General features: G+C 54.1%; 18 protein-coding genes. 17 read left to right on the plus strand and 1 reads right to left on the minus strand.

What is annotated here, in order from left to right; all coding sequences use genetic code 11:
• Positions 1–48: 48 nt before the first annotated feature.
• Entirely contained in the window at positions 49–1,629 is a 1,581-nt protein-coding gene (locus ACLD3P_RS07930) for a TerC family protein (RefSeq protein WP_000454712.1), read from the minus strand.
• A gap of 674 nt (positions 1,630–2,303) precedes the next feature.
• On the opposite strand from ACLD3P_RS07930, the gene ACLD3P_RS07935 reads away from it, so the two are divergent.
• From ACLD3P_RS07935 to wzxC, 17 genes are all read left to right on the plus strand, one after another.
• Positions 2,304–3,443, plus strand: a complete 1,140-nt coding sequence (locus ACLD3P_RS07935; RefSeq protein ID WP_000978077.1) for a polysaccharide export protein — start codon at positions 2,304–2,306, stop codon at positions 3,441–3,443.
• Between the two features lie 5 nt (positions 3,444–3,448).
• Positions 3,449–3,898, plus strand: coding sequence for a low molecular weight protein-tyrosine-phosphatase Wzb (wzb, locus tag ACLD3P_RS07940; RefSeq protein ID WP_000482224.1), 450 nt, complete (start codon positions 3,449–3,451; stop codon positions 3,896–3,898).
• Positions 3,895–6,054, plus strand: coding sequence for a tyrosine-protein kinase Wzc (gene wzc, locus ACLD3P_RS07945; RefSeq protein WP_115285861.1), 2,160 nt, complete (start codon positions 3,895–3,897; stop codon positions 6,052–6,054). The genes wzb and wzc overlap by 4 nt, the downstream gene beginning before the upstream one ends.
• A gap of 86 nt (positions 6,055–6,140) precedes the next feature.
• Positions 6,141–6,983, plus strand: coding sequence for a colanic acid biosynthesis glycosyltransferase WcaA (gene wcaA / locus ACLD3P_RS07950; protein WP_000205695.1), 843 nt, complete (start codon positions 6,141–6,143; stop codon positions 6,981–6,983).
• 2 nt (positions 6,984–6,985) lie between these two features.
• Positions 6,986–7,474: a colanic acid biosynthesis acetyltransferase WcaB gene (gene wcaB / locus ACLD3P_RS07955; RefSeq protein ID WP_000888724.1), complete on the plus strand. Its 489-nt coding sequence runs from the start codon at positions 6,986–6,988 to the stop codon at positions 7,472–7,474.
• Positions 7,471–8,688 (plus strand): colanic acid biosynthesis glycosyltransferase WcaC, encoded by a 1,218-nt coding sequence (gene wcaC, locus ACLD3P_RS07960; protein ID WP_411006696.1) that lies wholly within the window; start codon positions 7,471–7,473, stop codon positions 8,686–8,688. Before wcaB ends, wcaC begins: the two co-directional genes overlap by 4 nt.
• Positions 8,663–9,877, plus strand: coding sequence for a colanic acid polymerase WcaD (gene wcaD, locus ACLD3P_RS07965; protein WP_000091392.1), 1,215 nt, complete (start codon positions 8,663–8,665; stop codon positions 9,875–9,877). The genes wcaC and wcaD overlap by 26 nt, the downstream gene beginning before the upstream one ends.
• A gap of 12 nt (positions 9,878–9,889) precedes the next feature.
• Positions 9,890–10,636, plus strand: a complete 747-nt coding sequence (wcaE, locus tag ACLD3P_RS07970) for a colanic acid biosynthesis glycosyltransferase WcaE (protein WP_000480132.1) — start codon at positions 9,890–9,892, stop codon at positions 10,634–10,636.
• A 15-nt stretch (positions 10,637–10,651) separates the two neighbouring features.
• The gene (wcaF, locus tag ACLD3P_RS07975) at positions 10,652–11,206 is read left to right on the plus strand and encodes a colanic acid biosynthesis acetyltransferase WcaF (RefSeq protein ID WP_411006697.1); all 555 of its coding nucleotides are present in this window, start codon (positions 10,652–10,654) and stop codon (positions 11,204–11,206) included.
• Between the two features lie 23 nt (positions 11,207–11,229).
• A complete protein-coding gene (gene gmd, locus ACLD3P_RS07980; RefSeq protein WP_000048160.1) occupies positions 11,230–12,351 on the plus strand; it encodes a GDP-mannose 4,6-dehydratase in 1,122 nt (373 codons plus the stop codon).
• 2 nt (positions 12,352–12,353) lie between these two features.
• Positions 12,354–13,319, plus strand: a complete 966-nt coding sequence (locus ACLD3P_RS07985; RefSeq protein WP_001041701.1) for a GDP-L-fucose synthase family protein — start codon at positions 12,354–12,356, stop codon at positions 13,317–13,319.
• A 2-nt stretch (positions 13,320–13,321) separates the two neighbouring features.
• Positions 13,322–13,795 (plus strand): GDP-mannose mannosyl hydrolase, encoded by a 474-nt coding sequence (locus ACLD3P_RS07990; protein ID WP_131046433.1) that lies wholly within the window; start codon positions 13,322–13,324, stop codon positions 13,793–13,795.
• Positions 13,792–15,015, plus strand: a complete 1,224-nt coding sequence (wcaI, locus tag ACLD3P_RS07995; RefSeq protein WP_134944692.1) for a colanic acid biosynthesis fucosyltransferase WcaI — start codon at positions 13,792–13,794, stop codon at positions 15,013–15,015. Before ACLD3P_RS07990 ends, wcaI begins: the two co-directional genes overlap by 4 nt.
• Entirely contained in the window at positions 15,012–16,454 is a 1,443-nt protein-coding gene (gene cpsB, locus ACLD3P_RS08000) for a mannose-1-phosphate guanyltransferase (protein WP_000605946.1), read from the plus strand. The genes wcaI and cpsB overlap by 4 nt, the downstream gene beginning before the upstream one ends.
• Positions 16,455–16,564: 110 nt before the next feature.
• The gene (gene cpsG, locus ACLD3P_RS08005; protein WP_131046431.1) at positions 16,565–17,935 is read left to right on the plus strand and encodes a colanic acid biosynthesis phosphomannomutase CpsG; all 1,371 of its coding nucleotides are present in this window, start codon (positions 16,565–16,567) and stop codon (positions 17,933–17,935) included.
• Positions 17,936–17,988: 53 nt separating this feature from the next.
• Complete coding sequence (gene wcaJ / locus ACLD3P_RS08010; RefSeq protein ID WP_000183166.1) at positions 17,989–19,383, plus strand: undecaprenyl-phosphate glucose phosphotransferase; 1,395 nt, start codon at positions 17,989–17,991, stop codon at positions 19,381–19,383.
• A gap of 101 nt (positions 19,384–19,484) precedes the next feature.
• Entirely contained in the window at positions 19,485–20,963 is a 1,479-nt protein-coding gene (wzxC, locus tag ACLD3P_RS08015) for a colanic acid undecaprenyl disphosphate flippase WzxC (protein WP_131046430.1), read from the plus strand.

A 20,963-nucleotide genomic window follows, 5' to 3' on the forward strand; every position in this document is an offset into this window, starting at 1 on the left:
CGCGCCTCCGGCCTGCCTGGTAAGCAGGCCGGGGCAGGCGAACAGACGTTACATCTCCGGGTCTGGCTCGCCGTTATGCAGCGGAATTAACTGCACTTTCTGCACTCGATGGCTTTCTACCTGCAATGTTTTCAGCAAATAATCGCCCACCTGAACCTCTTCACCGGTTTGCGGTATGCGCTGCAAATATTCCATCAATAATCCGGCAATCGTATGGTATTCCCGTTTTTCATCCAGCGGTAGCGGCACGTACTGCACCAAATCCTCCAGCGGCATATGGCCGTTTGCTGTCCAGGAACCGTCCGGGTTCTTCTGAATATCGTGGCGGGCGTCAATTTCCTCGACTTCATTCGGCAGATTACCGGCGATAGTCTCCATGACATCGCTTAATGTCACAATGCCTTCAACCGAGCCAAACTCATCTACGACAAAGGCAAAATGGGTTCTGGCGTTACGGAACTGCTCCAGCGCAGGCAGCAGCGGCAATGTTTCCGGGAAAACCAGCGGTTGGCGAATCAGCGCCCGCAGGTTGAGCGGTTCGCCGCGCAGCGATTGTTGCAACAGATCGATGACGTGGACGACGCCGAGTAAATCTTCCTGTTCATTTTCACCCGTCACGACCAGACGCGTATGCTGGTTCTTTTCCAGCAGAGCGCGGATTTCCGCTTCCGGCGCGTTGAGATCGATATGCTCGATATCGTGACGCGACGTCATGATGCTACTTACGGTGCGCTGGTTGAGATTCAGCACCCGCTCGATCATCCTGCGCTCCTGCGGATTAAAAATCTGGCTGTCGTCATGGTCTGCCAGCATCGCAGCGGTTTCCGCATCCAGTTCGGCATCCTCTTTTTTACCGCTAATCAGCCGCATCACGGCCTCCGTTGTGCGCTGGCGCAGCGTATGGTTAGCGGAAAGAAAACGGCGGCGGTTAAAAATAGCCAGTTGGTTGAGCGCCTCGATCATCACCGAGAAGCCGATAGCCGCGTACAGATACCCTTTCGGAATGTGGAAACCAAACCCTTCCGCCACCAGGCTAAAGCCGATCATTAGCAGGAAGCTAAGACACAAAATGACAATGGTGGGATGGTTGTTCACAAATCGGGTCAGTGACTTGCTGGCAAGCAGCATCAGGCTAATGGCGATTATCACTGCCGCCATCATGACCGCCAGGTGATCGACCATCCCCACGGCGGTAATCACGGAGTCGAGAGAAAAGATAGCGTCCAGTACCACGATTTGTGCGACCACCGCCCAGAATTTCGCCCCCTTACGCTGGGTAGGGTTGGCGCTATCTTTCCCTTCCAGCCGTTCGTTGAGTTCCATGGTGGCTTTAAAGAGCAGGAAGAAGCCGCCGAACAGCATAATCAGATCGCGGGCGCTGAAGCTTAACGCCTGTACGCTAAAGAGCGGCTTAGTCAAGGTGACCAGCCACGAGATTGACGCCAGCAGCAGCAGGCGCATGATCATCGCCAGTATCAGGCCGGTAATGCGTGCGCGGTCGCGCTGCCCCGGCGGTAGTTTTTCAGCGAGGATGGCAATAAAGACCAGGTTATCAATGCCGAGAACAAGTTCGATAACGATTAACGTTACCAGTCCGGCCCAGATTGACGGATCGGCAATCCATTCCATAGTAAGAGCAATACCTTCTGTAATATGACAATTGTCACAATTCGATCATGGATAATACGGCGGAAAAATGCAATGCCGCAGAGCAATTTATCTTTGTTACGCGGCTATAAAATAACTTTAAAATAGCCGTAATGTTTCTGTCGGAAACTAAATAATGTCAAGAATATATTTAGGAAATATCGCAGGTGGAGTGGAGTAAATAAATATTGTCAACATCAATAAAATCCTAAAATCATCTGTTAATTCATTTAATATTAATCTTAAAAATATAGAATGGCGGGTTTGTTACCTTGCCTGTCATTAGGTTAGCTGCAACAATTCTTGCAGGATTAAGATAGCGCTCTTAAATATCCTGTCACGACATCGAGAAAACTATTAATACGTAACCTTTATTTCGCTGAAGATTTTTATCTGAACCAGGATGAAATCGGAGGGGAATGCGAAAATTTAGAATAATCAGTGTATTGGTAGCCAAGAAGCCAGGGGCGGTAGCGTGCCTGAAAGCCTGAATATAAGCCTTTATTATTCTGTCAATAGCCTGCGGATGAATTGATTTTTTTTCAGAATGATGCCAGTTAATTTTCTCTGCCATTAACTGCAAGGTAAATGTGCACGGACGAAGCCGCTATTTAAATTGCACAGGATAATGACTCTGCCAAAGTGATAAATAATCAATGATGAAATCTAAAATGAAATTGATGCCATTATTGGCGTCGCTCAGCTTGATAAGTGGTTGCACAGTACTTCCGGGCAGCAATATGTCTACGATGGGGAAAGATGTGATCAAACAGCAAGACGCTGACTTTGATCTCGACCGGATGGTCAATGTGTATCCGCTGACGCCACGGTTGGTTGAGCAATTACGCCCGCGGCCCAATGTCGCGCAACCGAATATGTCGCTGGACCAGGAGATCGCCAGCTATCAGTATCGCGTCGGGCCTGGCGATGTGCTGAATGTCACCGTCTGGGATCACCCGGAATTGACCACGCCAGCAGGCCAGTACCGCAGCTCAAGCGATACCGGCAACTGGGTTCAGCCGGACGGCACCATGTTTTATCCCTACATTGGAAAGGTTAGCGTCGTCGGTAAAACTTTGTCAGAGATTCGCAGCGATATTACCGGGCGTTTAGCGAAGTACATCGCGGACCCGCAGGTGGATGTCAATATCGCCGCTTTCCGCTCGCAAAAAGCGTACATCTCCGGCCAGGTGAATAAATCCGGTCAGCAGGCCATTACTAACGTACCGCTAACCGTCCTGGATGCGATTAACGCTGCGGGCGGCCTGACCGATATGGCGGACTGGCGCAACGTCGTGTTGACGCACAACGGCAAAGAACAGCGCATTTCGCTACAGGCGCTGATGCAAAATGGCGATCTTAGCCAGAACCGCTTGCTCTACCCTGGCGACATTCTGTATGTGCCGCGCAATGACGATCTGAAAGTCTTTGTCATGGGCGAAGTGAAAAAACAGAGCACCCTCAAAATGGATTTCAGCGGCATGACGCTCACCGAAGCATTAGGCAATGCGGAAGGCATCGATCTGACCACTTCCAACGCCAGCGGCATTTTTGTGATTCGTCCGTTGAAAGGCGAGGGGGGACGCGGCGGCAAGATCGCCAATATCTACCAGCTTGATATGTCTGACGCCACGTCATTGGTGATGGCGACGGAATTCCGACTTCAGCCTTACGATGTGGTGTACGTCACGACTGCGCCGGTTGCTCGCTGGAACCGTCTGATCAATCAGTTGCTGCCAACCATTAGCGGTGTCCGTTATATGACGGATACGGCCAGCGACATTCATTCCTGGTAATCGTTATGTTTAACAAAATCTTAGTGGTCTGTGTGGGGAATGTTTGCCGTTCCCCGACGGCGGAACGTTTGCTAAAGCGCTTTCATCCCTCGCTGACGGTTGCGTCTGCCGGATTAGGCGCGCTGGTCGGCAAAGGCGCCGATCCTGCGGCGGCGAGCGTGGCGAGCGCCCACGATCTGTCTTTGGAAAATCACTGCGCAAGGCAAATTTCCGCGCGTCTGTGCCGGGAATATGACCTGATTCTGACGATGGAGAAACGTCACATCGCCGCCCTGTGCGACATTGCGCCGGAAATGCGCGGCAAGGTAATGCTGTTTGGTCACTGGGACAGCGAGCGTGAAATACCGGACCCGTATCGCAAAAGCCGCGATGCGTTTGAGGCGGTGTACACATTACTGGAAAGGTCTGCCCGCCAGTGGGCGCAGGCACTGAATGCAGAGCAGGGAAAACCATGACAGAAAAAGTAAAACAATCTGCGGCGGTTACGGGTAGCGATGAAATCGATATCGGGCGCCTGGTCGGAACGGTGATTGAAGCGCGTTGGTGGGTGTTGGGGACGACGGCCATATTTGCGCTGTGCGCGGTAATTTATACGTTCTTCGCCACGCCCATCTATAGCGCCGATGCGCTGGTACAGATTGAACAAAACACCGGTAATTCGCTGGTACAGGATATCAACAGCGCATTAGCGAATAAGCCGCCGGCTTCCGATGCGGAAATTCAGCTCATTCGATCGCGTCTGGTGCTGGGGAAGACCGTTGACGATCTGGATCTGGATATTGCCGTCACCAAAAACACCTTTCCGCTCTTCGGCGCCGGGTGGGAACGGCTGATGGGACGTCAGAATGAAATGGTGAAAGTCACGACATTCACCCGACCAGAGACGATGAGCGGACAGATCTTCACCCTCAAAGTGCTGGGCGACAAACGTTATCAGTTGGTTAGCGACGGCGGATTTAGCGCGCAGGGCGTTGTGGGCCAGCCACTCAATAAAGACGGCGTGACGATGCAGGTAGAGACGATTGACGCCCGTCCTGATACGGAATTTACGGTGAGTAAATTCTCAACGCTTGGCATGATTAATAACCTGCAAAATAACCTCACCGTAACGGAAACCGGCAAAGATACCGGCGTTCTGAGCCTGACATTCACGGGAGAGGATCGCGACCAAATCCGCGAAATTCTCAACAGTATTACCCGTAACTATCTGCAACAGGATATTGCGCGGAAATCTGAAGAGGCAGGGAAGAGCCTGGCGTTTCTGGCAAAACAACTGCCGGAAGTCCGCAGCCGTCTGGATGTGGCGGAAAACAAGCTAAACGCTTTCCGCCAGGATAAAGACTCGGTGGATTTACCGCTGGAGGCGAAGGCGGTGCTCGATTCGATGGTTAATATCGACGCCCAGTTGAATGAGTTGACGTTTAAAGAGGCGGAAATTTCCAAGCTCTTTACCAAAGCGCATCCGGCTTACCGCACCCTGCTGGAAAAACGTAAAGCGCTGGAAGATGAAAAAGCCAAACTGAACGGGCGGGTGACGGCGATGCCGAAAACCCAGCAGGAGATTGTGCGTTTGACCCGCGATGTGGAGTCCGGCCAGCAGGTCTATATGCAACTGCTTAATAAACAGCAGGAGCTGAAAATCACCGAAGCCAGCACCGTTGGCGACGTGCGCATCGTTGACCCGGCGATTACCCAGCCGGGCGTGCTGAAGCCGAAAAAGGCGTTGATTATTCTCGGCAGCATTATTCTGGGATTAATGTTATCGATTGTCGGCGTGCTGCTGCGCTCGCTGTTTAATCGCGGTATTGAAAGCCCGCAGGCGCTGGAGGAGCACGGGATCAGCGTCTATGCCAGTATTCCGCTGTCGGAATGGCAAAAAGCGCGCGATAGCGTCAAAACCATTAAAGGGATTAAGCGTTACAAGCAGAGCCAACTGCTGGCGGTGGGCAATCCGACCGATCTGGCGATTGAGGCGATTCGCAGCCTGCGCACCAGCCTGCATTTCGCCATGATGCAGGCGCAAAATAATGTACTCATGCTCACAGGCGTCAGCCCCTCTATCGGCAAAACCTTTGTTTGCGCCAACCTGGCGGCCGTCATCAGCCAGACGCATAAACGGGTATTACTGATCGACTGCGATATGCGCAAGGGCTACACCCATGAACTGCTCGGCACCAATAACGTGGACGGCTTATCTGACATTCTGGCGGGCAAAGGCGAGATAGCCTCCTGCGCGAAACCCACGGCGATCGCTAATTTTGATCTTATTCCGCGCGGTCAGGTACCGCCTAATCCATCGGAACTGCTGATGAGCGAGCGCTTCGGCGAGCTGATCGCCTGGGCAAGCAGCCGCTACGACCTGGTATTAATCGACACGCCGCCGATTCTGGCCGTGACGGACGCCGCGATTGTGGGTCGTCACGTCGGGACGACGCTGATGGTGGCGCGTTATGCCGTCAACACCTTAAAAGAGGTGGAAACCAGTCTGAGCCGTTTTGACCAGAATGGCATTCAGGTCAAAGGCGTCATTCTCAACTCCATTTTCCGCCGGGCGACGGGTTACCAGGATTATGGCTATTACGAGTATGAATACCAGTCAGATTCCAAATAAAAAATAAGGCGTGCCGGATGGCGCGGCCTGTGACTGTAGGCCGGACAAGCGTAGCGCCATGCGGCAAAACTATCTGGGGAATAAGCATGACAACAGACAATCCGCTGATCTCAATTTATATGCCAACCTGGAACAGGCAGCAGTTGGCTATCCGGGCGATTAAATCAGTACTACGTCAGGACTACCGTCACTGGGAGATGATCATCGTGGATGATTGCTCCTCGTCTTATCAGCAGCTACAACAATTTGTTGAGGAGCTGAACGACCCGCGCGTCCGTTATACCCATAACGCCAGGAATACCGGCGCCTGCGCGGTTCGCAACCAGGCCATTATGCAGGCGCAAGGACACTACATTACCGGTATTGATGATGACGATGAATGGACGCCAAACCGTCTGAGCGTGTTTCTGGCCCATAAACACCAGTTGACTACGCACGCCTTTTTGTATGCCAACGACTATGTGTGCGAGGGCGAGGTCTACTCTCAGCCTGCCAGCCTGCCGCTGTATCCGAAATCCCCTTATTCGCGCCGCTTGTTCTACAAGCGCAATATTATTGGCAATCAGGTTTTTACCTGGGCCTGGCGTTTTAAAGCGTGTTTGTTCGATACCGAACTCAAGGCGGCGCAGGATTACGACATTTTTCTGCGTATGGTGGTGGAATATGGCGAACCGTGGAAAGTCGAAGAGGCGACGCAAATTTTACATATCAACCACGGCGAGATGCAGATTACCTCTTCGCCGAAAAAGTTCTCCGGCTATTTCCATTTTTATCGTAAGCACAAAGATAAATTCGATCGCGCCAGCAAAAAATACCAGCTTTTTACCCTGTACCAAATTCGCAATAAGCGAATGACCTGGCGCACGTTGCTGACGTTGCTCTCCGTGCGTAACAGCAAACGCCTGGCGGCCGGGCTGCGGGGGCGATAACGATGCTGGAAGACTTACGCGCGAATAGCTGGAGCTTACGCCCCTGTTGCATGGTGCTGGCCTACCGTATCGCTCATTTTTGTTCCGTCTGGCGCAAAAAGAATGTGCTGAATAATCTGTGGGCCGCGCCGGTGCTGGTGCTGTATCGCGTGATCACGGAATGCCTGTTCGGGTATGAAATCCAGGCCGCCGCGACCATTGGTCGGCGGTTCACTATCCATCATGGTTACGCGGTAGTGATCAACAAACATGTCGTCGCCGGCGACGATTTTACCATTCGCCACGGCGTCACCATTGGCAATCGCGGCGCGGACAGCCTGGCTTGTCCGGTGATTGGTCACGGCGTTGAGCTGGGGGCGAATGTCATCCTGCTTGGCGATATTACTATTGGTAATCACGTCACGATTGGCGCGGGTAGCGTGGTGCTTGACAGTATTCCGGACCATGCGCTGGTGGTGGGAGAAAAAGCACGGGTGAAGGTCAGCACATGAATATTCTGCAATTTAATGTACGGCTGGCGGAAGGCGGCGCGGCGGGAGTGGCGTTGGATCTCCATCTGCGGGCGCTGCAAAAAGGGCTGACGTCACGTTTTGTCTATGGTTATGGCAAAGGCGGAAAAAAAAGCGTCAGCCACCACCGTTATCCGCAGGTGATAAAACAGACGCCGCGCGGCACGGCAATCGCTAATATCGCGCTGTTTCGTTTCCTGAATCGCGATCTGTTTGGCAATCTCGACAATCTTTACCGCACGGTTATCCAGACATCCGGCCCGCTGGTGCTGCATTTTCATGTTCTCCACAGTTACTGGCTAAACCTGGCGGACATCGTGACGTTTTGCGAAAAAGTCAAAGCGCAAAAACCAGACGTCACGCTGGTCTGGACGCTGCACGATCACTGGAGCGTCACCGGGCGTTGCGCCTTCACCGACGGTTGCGAGGGCTGGAAAAGCGGCTGCCAAAAATGTCCGACCCTAAGCAATTATCCGCCGGTCAGGGTGGATCGGGCGCACCAGCTTATTGGCGGCAAACGTCAGCGCTTTCGGGACATGCTGCGGCTGGGCTGCCGGTTTATTTCGCCGAGCCAGCACGTGGCCGAGGCCTTTAACAGCGTTTATGGCGCGGGGCGCTGCCAGATTATTAACAACGGTATCGATCTGGCGACCGAGGCGATTCTCGCGCAGCTATCACCTGTGCCGCTGAATCCGGGAAAACCGCGAATTGCCATTGTGGCGCATGACTTGCGTTATGACGGCAAAACTGACCAGCGTCTGGTACACGACATGATGGCGCTGGGCGAAAAAATTGAACTGCATACCTTCGGTAAATTTTCGCCTTTTACTGGCCAAAACGTTGTTAATCACGGTTTTGAAACCGATAAGCGCAAATTAATGAGCGCGCTCAATGAGATGGATGCGCTGGTCTTTAGCTCGCGGGTCGATAACTATCCGCTGATCTTGTGTGAAGCGCTCTCGATCGGCGTACCGGTGCTCGCTACCCACAGCGAGGCGGCGCAGGAGGTGCTGGCGAAATCCGGCGGCCAGACTTTTGCCGCTACAGATGTACTGCGCCTGGCGCAGCGGCGTAAGCCAGAGATTGCTCAGGCGGTATTCGGCTCAACGCTGGACGCCTTTTGTATGCGTAGCCGCGTCGCGTACAGCGGTCAACAGATGCTGGAGGAGTATGTCTCGTTCTATCAGAATCTGTAGCTACCTGCTGCTGCCGCTGATCTACCTACTGGTCAATGTCAAGATTGCCCAACTGGGGGAAAGCTTTCCCATTACCATCGTCACTTTTTTACCGCTGTTGCTGCTGTTATTTGTGGAACGCATTAGCGTAAAAAAATTGATGATCGCCTTAGGCATCGGCGCGGGGCTTACGGCATTTAACTTCCTGTTCGGCCAGTCGCTGAATGCCGGTAAATATGTCACGTCCACGATGCTGTTTGTCTATATTGTGGTCATTATCGGGATGGTCTGGAGTATCCGATTCAAAACCATTTCCGCGCATAACCACCGAAAGATTTTGCGTTTTTTTTATCTGGTGGTGGGTATAGTGGTCGCGCTCGCCGCGGTTGAGATGGCGCAAATTATCCTTACCGGCGGCAGCAGTATTATGGAAGGAATTTCGAAATATCTCATTTACAGTAATAGCTACGTACTGAACTTCATAAAATTTGGCGGTAAGCGTACCACTGCGCTTTATTTTGAACCGGCATTTTTCGCTTTGGCACTAATCTCAATTTGGCTGAGCATCAAACAGTTTGGTATCAAAACACCGAAAAGCGATGCTATGATTCTGGCAGGGATAATATTATCAGGATCATTTTCAGGGGTAATGACCTTTATCCTGTTTTATCTTCTGGAGTGGGCGTTCCAATATTTGAATAAGGATGCGATAAAGAAAAAACTTCCACTGGCGCTGGTCTCATTAACCCTGTTTTTGGTTGGGGTAATTATTGCATTTCCTTATATCGCGACACGACTTGGCGATTTAGGGACGGAAGGCTCATCTTCTTATTATCGTATTGTGGGCCCCTTAGTCATGGTCGGATATTCCTTGACCCATATTGATGGTGTAGTCAGATTTGGCTCACTTTATGAATATGTCGCATCATTCGGAATCTTTAACGGTGCGGATGTCGGGAAAACCATAGACAATGGATTGTATCTGCTGATTATTTATTTTTCCTGGTTCGCAGTGCTAATGACGCTGTGGTATATGGGGAAAGTTTTAAAAATGGCGCTAAATGCGTTTGGCGATAATCGCAATTTTCGGGTACAGCTCTATCTTTTTACGCCGGTGTCGCTGTTTTTTACCGGTTCAATATTTAGCCCGGAATATGCTTTTTTAATCGTCTGTCCGTTCATTTTGCGCAAGGCGTTAAAAATTTCATAACGGGGTGGTGGCATGTTTTTAAGCGTCGTTACCGTCGCCTTTCGCAATTACGAAGGGGTGGTAAAAACCTGGCGCTCGCTGCGCAATCTGGCGCGCGATCCGGGTCTGTCATTTGAATGGATCGTAGTGGATGGCGGTTCGGAGGACGGCACGCGCGAATTTCTGCAAAAACGTCACGGTGAGTTTAACCTGCGTTTTATCAGTGAAAAGGATCGCGGTATTTATGATGCCATGAACAAAGGCATTGCGCTGGCGCAGGGGCGCTATACCCTGTTTCTTAATTCCGGTGATGCGTTCCATGATGATGCCGCGCTGTTTGTCCGCCAACTGGCGCGACAAAAGGGCGAGGCGATGTATATTGGCGACGCGCTGCTGGATTTCGGCGGCGGGCATAAAATACGCCGGAAGGCTAAACCCGGGTATTATATCTACCATAGTTTGCCAGCCAGCCATCAGGCGATATTTTTCCCGACGGCAGCGTTAAAAAAGTATCCTTATGATCTGCAATATCATGTCTCTTCAGATTATGCGCTGGCGGCCCGTCTCTATAAAGCAGGCTATCCTTTTCGGCGAATTAACGGACTGGTATCTGAATTTTCGATGGGCGGCGTGTCAACCTCGAATAATCTGGAATTATGTCAGGATGCAAAAAATGTACAGCGAAAAATATTACGTGTGCCAGGATTTTGGGCGCAATTATCCTATTTATTACGTCTGAAAACGACGGGTAAAACAAAAGCGCGGTATAACAAAGTCTAATCACCGGGAGTTATTATGCAGGATCTTAGCGGCTTTTCGGTGCCGAAAGGGTTCCGCGGCGCTAATGCGCTAAAAGTACAATTATGGTGGGCGGTACAGGCGACATTATTCGCCGGGTCGCCGCAAATATTGTATCGCTGGCGAGCCTTTTTGCTGCGTCTGTTTGGCGCCAAAATTGGAAAGAATGTGGTTATCCGACCGTCAGTAAAAATTACCTATCCGTGGAAATTAACCGTCGGCGATTATGCCTGGGTAGGCGACGACGCTGTGTTATATACGTTGGGTGAAATTAATATTGGCGCACATGCGGTCATTTCACAAAAAGGGTATTTGTGTACCGGTAGCCATGATTATACCAGCGCCCATTTCGATATTAATGCCGCGCCGATTGTTATTGGCGAAAAATGTTGGCTGGCGACCGATGTTTTTGTCGCGCCCGGCGTGACGATAGGTTATGGCACCGTCGTCGGCGCGCGCAGCAGCGTATTTAAATCATTACCGGCAAATGCGATTTGTCGGGGCAATCCCGCAGTGGTAACGCGCCAGCGCGTTCAGAAAGTTACTCCCTAACGGGACTATTTGAGGAAATGAAAATGTCAAAAGTCGCTCTCATTACTGGCGTAACCGGACAGGATGGGTCTTACCTGGCAGAATTTCTGCTGGAAAAAGGGTATGAGGTGCATGGTATCAAGCGCCGCGCGTCATCGTTTAATACCGAGCGCGTGGACCATATTTATCAGGATCCGCACAGCTGCAACCCGAAATTTCATCTGCATTATGGCGACCTGACCGACGCCTCCAACCTGACCCGCATTTTACAGGAAGTGCAGCCGGATGAGGTCTACAACCTGGGCGCGATGAGCCACGTGGCGGTGTCGTTTGAGTCGCCGGAATATACCGCCGATGTGGATGCGATGGGCACGCTGCGCCTGCTGGAGGCGATCCGCTTCCTCGGTCTTGAAAAGAAAACGCGGTTCTACCAGGCCTCCACCTCTGAACTGTACGGTCTGGTGCAGGAAATTCCGCAGAAAGAGACCACGCCGTTCTACCCGCGTTCCCCCTATGCGGTAGCGAAACTGTACGCCTACTGGATCACCGTCAACTACCGTGAATCCTACGGTATTTACGCCTGTAACGGCATTCTGTTTAACCACGAGTCCCCGCGTCGCGGCGAAACCTTCGTCACCCGTAAGATCACCCGCGCCATCGCCAATATCGCGCAGGGACTGGAGTCCTGCCTGTATCTCGGCAACATGGACTCGTTGCGCGACTGGGGCCATGCGAAAGATTACGTGCGGATGCAGTGGATGATGTTACAGCAGGAGCAGCCGGAAGATTTCGTGATTGCCACCGGCGTGCAGTATTCCGTACGCCAGTTTGTGGAGCTGGCGGCGGCGCAACTGGGGATAAAACTGCGCTTTGAAGGCGAAGGCATTAATGAGAAAGGGATCGTGGTATCCGTTACCGGACACGATGCGCCGGGCGTGAAACCGGGGGATGTGATTGTGGCCGTTGATCCGCGTTATTTCCGTCCGGCGGAAGTGGAAACCCTGCTGGGCGACCCGTCCAAAGCGCATGAGAAACTGGGCTGGAAACCGGAAATCACCCTGTCGGAGATGGTCTCCGAGATGGTGGCGAACGATCTGGAAGCCGCGAAAAAACACTCACTGCTGAAATCTCACGGTTACGAGGTGGCCATCGCGCTGGAGTCCTGAGAATGAATAAGCAACGAATTTTTGTGGCGGGCCATCGCGGGATGGTGGGCTCCGCCATTGTACGGCAGCTTGCGCAGCGCGGCGACGTGGAATTGGTACTGCGCACCCGCGATGAGCTGGATCTGCTCGACGGGCGTGCGGTACAGGCGTTCTTTGCCGGGGCGGGTATCGACCAGGTTTATCTGGCGGCGGCGAAAGTGGGCGGCATTGTCGCCAACAACACGTATCCGGCGGATTTTATTTATGAAAACATGATGATAGAGAGCAACATTATTCACGCCGCGCACCTGCACAACGTGAACAAACTGCTGTTTCTCGGTTCGTCCTGTATCTATCCGAAACTGGCAAGGCAGCCGATGGCGGAAAGCGAGCTGCTGCAGGGGACGCTGGAGCCGACCAACGAGCCGTATGCCATCGCCAAGATCGCCGGGATTAAACTGTGCGAGTCCTACAACCGGCAGTACGGTCGCGACTACCGTTCGGTGATGCCGACCAACCTGTACGGCCCGCATGACAATTTCCACCCGGACAATTCACATGTGATCCCGGCGCTGCTGCGTCGCTTTCATGAGGCTGCGCAGAGCCACGCGCCGGAGGTGGTGGTGTGGGGCAGCGGCACGCCGATGCGTGAATTTCTGCACGTTGACGATATGGCGGCGGCCAGTATTCACGTGATGGAGCTGGCGCGCGAAGTGTGGCAGGAGAACACTGCCCCGATGCTGTCGCACATTAACGTCGGCACTGGCGTGGACTGCACCATCCGCGAGCTGGCGCAGACCATCGCAAAGGTGGTGGGTTACCAGGGCCGGGTGGTGTTCGACGCCGCGAAGCCGGACGGCACGCCGCGTAAATTGCTCGACGTCACGCGCCTGCATCAGCTTGGCTGGTATCACGAAATTTCACTGGAGGCAGGGCTTGCCGGTACTTACCAGTGGTTCCTTGAGAATCAGCAACGGTTCCGGGGGTGACAATGTTTTTACGTCAGGAAGATTTCGCCGCCGTGGTGCGGACCACGCCCCTCATCTCCCTCGATTTCATTGTGGAAAACGGCCAGGGGGAAATTTTACTGGGCCAGCGTCTCAACCGTCCGGCGCAGGGCTACTGGTTTGTGCCGGGGGGGCGGGTGTGCAAAGACGAAACGCTGGAGGCCGCCTTTGCACGCCTGACGCAGGCGGAACTGGGCGTGCGTCTGCCGCTGGCGGCAGGGACGTTTTATGGCGTCTGGCAGCACTTCTATGACGACAACTTTTCCGGTGAGGATTTTTCAACTCACTACATCGTGCTCGGCTTTCGTCTGCGCGTGGCGGAGAGCGATTTACATCTGCCTAATACCCAGCATGGCAGTTACCGCTGGCTGACGCCGGAACAGCTTCTGGCAGGCGATAATGTTCATGAGAACAGTCGGGCCTACTTCTTTCCTGACGCGCCGGCGGTGGGCCTATGAAGATCCTGGTCTATGGCATTAACTATTCGCCGGAACTGACCGGTATCGGCAAATATACCGGCGAAATGGTGGCGTGGATGGCGCGGGAAGGCCATGAGGTGCGGGTAATCACCGCGCCGCCGTACTACCCGCAGTGGAAGGTCGGCGAGCGCTATTCCGCCTGGCGCTATCGCCGGGAAGAGGGCGAGGCTACCGTCTGGCGTTGCCCGCTGTATGTGCCGAAACAGCCCTCCACCTTAAAACGGTTGCTTCATCTGGGGAGCTTTGCATTGAGCAGTTTTTTCCCACTGATGGCGCAGCGTCGCTGGAAGCCGGATCGGATTATCGGCGTTGTACCGACGCTCTTTTGTACGCCGGGAATGCGCCTGCTGGCGACACTCTCCGGCGCGCGTACCGTACTGCATATTCAGGATTACGAAGTGGATGCCATGCTCGGCTTAGGAATGGCGGGAAAAGGTAAGCGCGGCAGCGTAGCGCGGTTAGCAACGGCCTTTGAACGTAGCGCGCTGCGTAACGTTGATAATGTTTCGACCATCTCTCGCTCCATGATGAATAAAGCGCGGAAAAAGGGCGTCGCGGCGGAAAAAATCCTCTTTTTTCCGAACTGGTCGGAAGTGGCGCGCTTTCAGGACGTTAATGACGCTGACGTGACGGCTTTGCGTCAGCAGCTTGGCTTGCCAGAGGGTAAAAAAATCGTGCTTTATTCCGGCAATATCGGCGAAAAGCAAGGGCTGGAAAAGGTGATTGACGCCGCGGAACGATTACGCGATCGACCGTTGATTTTTGCGATTGTCGGCCAGGGGGGCGGCAAGGCGCGGCTGGAGAACATGGCCCGCGAACGCGGCCTGCCAAATATTAAATTCCTCCCGCTGCAGCCTTACGACGCCTTACCCGCGCTGCTGAAAATGGGCGACTGCCATCTGGTGGTGCAAAAGCGCGGCGCGGCGGATGCGGTACTGCCCTCCAAGCTGACTAACATTCTGGCGGTTGGCGGTAATGCGGTGATTACCGCTGAGCCGCACACCGAATTAGGACAACTTTGCGCGCGTTATCCGGGCATCGCCGTTTGCGTGGAACCGGAGTCGACCGACGCGCTGGTTAACGGGATTAGCCAGGCGCTCGCCATGCCGAAAAACAACACGACGGCACGTGAATACGCCGAACGCACGCTCAATAAAGAGAACGTGCTACGCCAATTTATTGCAGATATTCGGGGATGATAATGCGTCAGACAAAACTTTACCCGGTTGTGATGGCCGGTGGCTCCGGTAGCCGATTGTGGCCGCTTTCTCGCGTGCTTTATCCAAAACAGTTTCTGTGCCTGAAAGGCGATCTCACCATGCTGCAAACCACCATTTGCCGTCTGAACGGCGTGGAGTGCGAAAGCCCGGTGGTTATCTGCAACGAACAGCACCGTTTTATCGTTGCCGAACAGCTCCGCCAGCTCAATAAGCTGACGGAGAACATTATTCTTGAGCCCGCCGGGCGCAATACCGCGCCGGCGATTGCGTTGGCGGCGCTGGCGGCGACTCGCCAGCATACGGACTGCGATCCGCTGATGCTGGTACTGGCGGCGGATCATGCGATCGCCAATGAAGAGGCCTTCCGCGACGCGGTGCGCGGCGCCATGCCCTATGCCGACGCGGGCAAACTGGTGACCTTCGGTATCGTGCCGGATCTGCCGGAAACCGGCTATGGCTATATCCGGCGCGGTGATGTCGTGCCGGGCGCGACGGATGCGGTGGCTTTTGAGGTGGCGCAGTTCGTTGAGAAGCCGGGGCTGGAAACCGCTCAGGCCTACGTCGCCAGCGGCGATTACTACTGGAACAGCGGCATGTTTCTGTTCCGCGCCGGACGCTATCTGGAAGAGCTGAAAAAGTTCCGCCCCGATATTCTGGCCGCCTGTGAACAGGCGATGCGCGGCGTCGATCCGGATCTTGACTTCATTCGTGTGGATGAAGAGGCCTTCCTCGCCTGTCCGGAAGAGTCCATTGACTACGCGGTGATGGAGCGGACGGCGGACGCGGTGGTGATGCCAATGGACGCGGGCTGGAGCGATGTCGGCTCGTGGTCCTCGCTGTGGGAAATCAGCGCCCACACCCCGGAGGGAAATGTCCACCACGGCGACGTCATCAGCCATAAAACGGAAAACAGCTACGTTTACGCCGAATCCGGCCTGGTGACCACCGTCGGTGTGAAGGATCTGGTGGTGGTGCAGACCAAAGACGCCGTTCTGATTGCCGATCGCCACGCGGTGCAGGACGTGAAAAAGGTGGTGGAGAAGATCAAGGCCGACGGACGCCATGAGCACCACATGCACCGCGAGGTTTACCGTCCGTGGGGCAAATACGACTCCATCGACGCGGGCGAGCGCTATCAGGTGAAGCGCATTACCGTCAAGCCGGGGGAAGGACTGTCGGTGCAGATGCACCATCACCGCGCCGAGCACTGGGTGGTGGTGGCGGGGACCGCCAGAGTCACCATCAACGGCGAGGTTAAGCTGCTCGGTGAAAATGAGTCCATCTATATTCCGCTGGGGGCGACCCACTGCCTGGAAAATCCGGGAAAAATACCGCTCGATTTAATTGAAGTGCGTTCCGGCTCGTATCTCGAAGAGGACGACGTGGTGCGGTTCGAGGATCGTTACGGGCGGGTCTGACGCCTGCAATGGTGCCCGGTAAGCGCAACGCGCCATCCGGCAATGAACAACAATAACGATGTTGGCCATTTACGGTCAGGGCTAACTGTTGCCTGAAGAAGGGTAAGCACATGACAAAATTAACCTGTTTCAAGGCCTACGACATTCGCGGCAGGCTGGGCGAAGAGCTCAATGAAGATATCGCGTGGCGGATTGGCCGCGCCTATGGCGAATATTTAAAACCGAAAACCATCGTGCTGGGCGGCGACGTGCGCCTGACCAGCGAGGCGCTGAAGATGGCGCTGGCAAAAGGGTTACAGGACGCGGGCGTTGACGTGCTGGATATCGGTATGTCCGGCACCGAAGAGATTTACTTCGCCACCTTCCACCTCGGCGTGGACGGCGGTATTGAAGTGACCGCCAGCCATAATCCGATGGACTACAACGGTATGAAGCTGGTGCGCGAGGGCGCCCGCCCGATAAGCGGCGACACCGGTCTGCGCGACGTTCAGCGTCTGGCGGAAGCGGGCGACTTCCCGCCGGTGAACGAGGCCGCGCGCGGCAGCTACAGACAAATCAGCCTGCGCGACGCCTACATCGACCACCTGCTGGGCTATATCAGCGTCAGCAATCTCACCCCGCTGAAGCTGGTGGTGAATTCCGGCAACGGCGCGGCGGGGCCGGTCATTGACGCCATCGAAGCGCGTCTGAAGGCGCTGGGCGCGCCGGTGGAGTTCATCAAAATCCACAACACCCCGGACGGCACCTTCCCGAACGGCATTCCCAACCCGTTGCTGCCGGAGTGTCGCGACGACACCCGCAAGGCCGTTATTGAACACGGGGCGGACATGGGCATCGCCTTTGACGGCGACTTCGACCGCTGCTTCCTGTTCGATGAGAAAGGGCAGTTTATCGAGGGGTACTACATCGTCGGGCTGCTGGCGGAAGCGTTTCTGGAAAAACATCCGGGGGCGAAGATTATCCACGACCCGCGCCTGACCTGGAACACGGAGGCAGTGGTGACGGCGGCGGGCGGGACGCCGGTGATGTCAAAAACCGGGCACGCCTTTATCAAGGAGCGGATGCGTACGGAGGATGCCATTTATGGCGGGGAAATGAGCGCGCATCACTATTTCCGTGATTTTGCCTACTGCGACAGCGGGATGATCCCGTGGCTGCTGGTGGCGGAGCTGGTGTGCCTGAAGGGGCAGTCGCTGGGTGAACTGGTCCGTGACCGGATGGCGGCGTTCCCGGCGAGCGGGGAAATCAACAGCAGGCTGGCGGAGCCGGCGGCGGCCATCGCGCGGGTGGAAGCGCACTTCGCGGAAGAGGCGCAGGCGGTGGATCGCACGGACGGTCTCAGCATGTCATTCCCGGACTGGCGTTTCAACCTGCGCTCGTCGAACACCGAACCGGTGGTGCGCCTGAATGTGGAATCACGCGGCGATATTCCGCTGATGGAAGCGCGAACACGCACTCTGCTGGCGCTGCTGAATCAGTAACGTCAGATCTCCCCTTACCGCCTGCGGGTAAGGGGCCAATCACAGGAACAACGATGACAAATCTAAAAAAGCGCGAACGAGCCAAAACCAATGCATCGTTAATCTCTATGGTGCAACGCTTTTCAGATATCACCATCATGTTTGGCGGGCTGTGGTTCATCTGTGAAGTCAGTGGACTGCCATTCCTGTACATGCACCTGTTGGTGGCGCTGATTACGCTGGTTGTTTTTCAAATGCTGGGCGGGATGACCGATTTTTATCGCTCCTGGCGCGGCGTCAAAATGTCGACAGAGTTAACGCTGTTACTGCAAAACTGGACGCTGAGCCTGATCTTCAGCGCCGGTCTGGTGGCGTTTAATGATGACTTTGACAACCGCCTCGCCACCTGGCTGGCCTGGTATGCGCTGTCCAGCCTGGGCTTAGTGTTATGCCGTTCATTTATTCGTTTCGGCGCGGGCTGGCTACGCAATCGTGGTTATAACACTCGCCGGGTCGCCGTCGCCGGGGATTTGCCTGCGGGCCAGACGTTGCTGGATAGCTTCCGTAATGAGCCGTGGCTGGGTTTTGAGGTGGTGGGCGTCTATCACGATCCTAAACCGGGCGGCGTCTCTGCTGATTGGGCCGGGAACTTCGAGCAGTTAATTGACGATGCGAAAGCCTCGCGAATTCACAATGTTTATATCGCCATGTCGATGAGCGACGGCGCCATGGTGAAAAAACTGGTGCGCGAGCTGGCCGACACCACCTGCTCGGTGATCCTTATTCCCGATGTGTTCACCTTTAATATTCTCCACTCGCGCGTGGAGGAGATGAGCGGCGTTCCGGTCGTTCCGCTGTATGACACGCCGCTGTCAGGGATTAACCGTCTGCTTAAACGGGCAGAAGATATCGTGCTGGCGTCGCTGATTCTGCTGCTCATCTCACCGGTACTGTGCTGCATTGCGCTGGCGGTCAAATTGAGCTCGCCCGGGCCGGTGATTTTCCGTCAGACGCGCTACGGGATGGACGGCAAGCCGATCAAAGTCTGGAAGTTCCGCTCAATGAAGGTGATGGAGAACGATAAGGTCGTTACCCAGGCGACGCAAAACGATCCGCGCGTCACTCGGGTAGGTAACTTTTTGCGTCGTACCTCGCTGGATGAATTGCCGCAGTTTATCAACGTATTAACTGGCGGGATGTCCATCGTCGGTCCTCGTCCTCACGCGGTGGCGCACAACGAACAGTATCGTCAGTTGATTGAAGGTTACATGCTACGCCACAAGATGAAGCCGGGCATCACCGGCTGGGCGCAAATTAATGGCTGGCGCGGTGAGACCGATACGCTGGAGAAAATGGAAAAACGCGTGGAATTCGACCTGGAATACATCCGCGAATGGAGTATTTGGTTCGATATCAAAATCGTTTTTCTGACGATTTTTAAAGGGTTTGTTAATAAAGCGGCGTATTAAGAACCTGACCCACAAGGCTATTTTACTTGCCATATTGCACCAGGGCAGTGCTCAATCTGGCTGCGCCAATGACGCCTTGTGAACAGGTTCTGGAGAAAAGAATGAGTTTACGACAAAAAACGATCAGTGGCGCTAAATGGTCGGCTATCGCCACGATAGTGATTATCGGTCTGGGGTTAATTCAGATGACGGTGCTGGCGCGGATCATCGACAACCACCAGTTTGGCCTGTTGACCGTCTCGCTGGTGATTATCGCGCTGGCCGACACGATCTCGGACTTTGGCATCGCGAACTCGATTATCCAGCGTAAAACGATTGGGCATCTGGAGCTGACCACGCTCTACTGGCTAAACGTTGGGCTTGGGATTGTGGTATTTGCGGTGGTCTTTTGGCTGAGCGATGCGATTGCCCATGTTTTGCATAACCCGGATCTCGCGCCGTTAATCAAAACGTTGTCGCTGGCGTTTATTGTGATCCCTCACGGGCAGCAGTTCCGCGCGCTGATGCAAAAAGAGCTGGAGTTCAATAAGATCGGCATGATCGAAACGACCTCCGTGCTGGCGGGGTTCACCTTTACGGTGATTAGCGCCCATTACTGGCCGCTGGCGTTAACCGCGATTCTCGGCTATCTGGTGAACAGTGCGGTGCGAACGCTGCTCTTTGGTTTCTTTGGCCGCAAGATTTACCGTCCGGGGCTGCATTTTTCGCTGGCATCGGTGTCCACGAACCTGCGTTTTGGCGCGTGGCTGACGGCAGACAGTATCGTCAATTACATCAACACGAATTTATCGACGCTGGTACTGGCGAGAATTCTCGGCGCAAGCGTCGCCGGGGGATATAACCTCGCGTACAACGTGGCGGTTGTGCCGCCGGCGAAGCTTAACCCCATCATTACTCGCGTGCTATTTCCGGCATTCGCCAAAATCCAGGACGATACCGAGAAGCTGCGCGTCAACTTCTATAAGTTGCTTTCCGTGGTGGGAATTATCAATTTTCCCGCGCTGTTGGGCCTGATGGTAGTGGCGAACAATTTTGTGCCGTTAGTGTTTGGCGAGAAGTGGAACAGCATTATCCCGATCCTGCAATTGCTGTGCGTGGTGGGGCTGTTGCGCTCGGTCGGCAACCCGATTGGTTCGCTGCTGATGGCGAAAGCGCGCGTGGATATCAGCTTTAAGTTCAACGTCTTTAAAACGTTTCTGTTTATCCCGGCAATTCTCATTGGCGGCCATCTGGCGGGGGCGATTGGCGTGACGCTGGGGTTCCTGGTGGTGCAAATCATCAACACCATTCTGAGCTATTTCGTGATGATTAAGCCGGTACTCGGCTCCAGCTATCGTCAGTATATTCTCAGCCTGTGGCTACCGTTTTATCTCTCATTGCCAACATTTATTACCAGCTACGGCGCAGGAAAGCTGGTCGACGGTTATTTACCGTTGTCGGGGGTATTCGCGCTACAGGTTATGGTCGGTATTTTGAGTTTTATTTTAATGATTATTTTTTCACGCAATGCGCTGGTGATGGAAATTAAAAATCAGCTTGTTGGCAGTGCAAAAATGAAAAAGTTATTACGTGTCGGATGA

Source organism: Salmonella sp. 741265073_HBA, from assembly GCF_046569105.1.
In the GTDB taxonomy this organism is placed as follows: Bacteria; Pseudomonadota; Gammaproteobacteria; order Enterobacterales; family Enterobacteriaceae; genus Salmonella; species Salmonella enterica.

Excerpts from the sequence above, each read along its gene's own strand:
- ACLD3P_RS07930 (WP_000454712.1), bottom strand. The coding sequence starts at position 1,629 with ATGGAATGGATTGCCGATCCGTCAATCTGGGCCGGACTGGTAACGTTA.
- ACLD3P_RS07935 (WP_000978077.1), top strand. The coding sequence starts at position 2,304 with ATGATGAAATCTAAAATGAAATTGATGCCATTATTGGCGTCGCTCAGC.
- wzb (WP_000482224.1), top strand. The coding sequence starts at position 3,449 with ATGTTTAACAAAATCTTAGTGGTCTGTGTGGGGAATGTTTGCCGTTCC.
- wzc (WP_115285861.1), top strand. The coding sequence starts at position 3,895 with ATGACAGAAAAAGTAAAACAATCTGCGGCGGTTACGGGTAGCGATGAA.
- wcaA (WP_000205695.1), top strand. The coding sequence starts at position 6,141 with ATGACAACAGACAATCCGCTGATCTCAATTTATATGCCAACCTGGAAC.
- wcaB (WP_000888724.1), top strand. The coding sequence starts at position 6,986 with ATGCTGGAAGACTTACGCGCGAATAGCTGGAGCTTACGCCCCTGTTGC.
- wcaC (WP_411006696.1), top strand. The coding sequence starts at position 7,471 with ATGAATATTCTGCAATTTAATGTACGGCTGGCGGAAGGCGGCGCGGCG.
- wcaD (WP_000091392.1), top strand. The coding sequence starts at position 8,663 with ATGTCTCGTTCTATCAGAATCTGTAGCTACCTGCTGCTGCCGCTGATC.
- wcaE (WP_000480132.1), top strand. The coding sequence starts at position 9,890 with ATGTTTTTAAGCGTCGTTACCGTCGCCTTTCGCAATTACGAAGGGGTG.
- wcaF (WP_411006697.1), top strand. The coding sequence starts at position 10,652 with ATGCAGGATCTTAGCGGCTTTTCGGTGCCGAAAGGGTTCCGCGGCGCT.
- gmd (WP_000048160.1), top strand. The coding sequence starts at position 11,230 with ATGTCAAAAGTCGCTCTCATTACTGGCGTAACCGGACAGGATGGGTCT.
- ACLD3P_RS07985 (WP_001041701.1), top strand. The coding sequence starts at position 12,354 with ATGAATAAGCAACGAATTTTTGTGGCGGGCCATCGCGGGATGGTGGGC.
- ACLD3P_RS07990 (WP_131046433.1), top strand. The coding sequence starts at position 13,322 with ATGTTTTTACGTCAGGAAGATTTCGCCGCCGTGGTGCGGACCACGCCC.
- wcaI (WP_134944692.1), top strand. The coding sequence starts at position 13,792 with ATGAAGATCCTGGTCTATGGCATTAACTATTCGCCGGAACTGACCGGT.
- cpsB (WP_000605946.1), top strand. The coding sequence starts at position 15,012 with ATGATAATGCGTCAGACAAAACTTTACCCGGTTGTGATGGCCGGTGGC.
- cpsG (WP_131046431.1), top strand. The coding sequence starts at position 16,565 with ATGACAAAATTAACCTGTTTCAAGGCCTACGACATTCGCGGCAGGCTG.
- wcaJ (WP_000183166.1), top strand. The coding sequence starts at position 17,989 with ATGACAAATCTAAAAAAGCGCGAACGAGCCAAAACCAATGCATCGTTA.
- wzxC (WP_131046430.1), top strand. The coding sequence starts at position 19,485 with ATGAGTTTACGACAAAAAACGATCAGTGGCGCTAAATGGTCGGCTATC.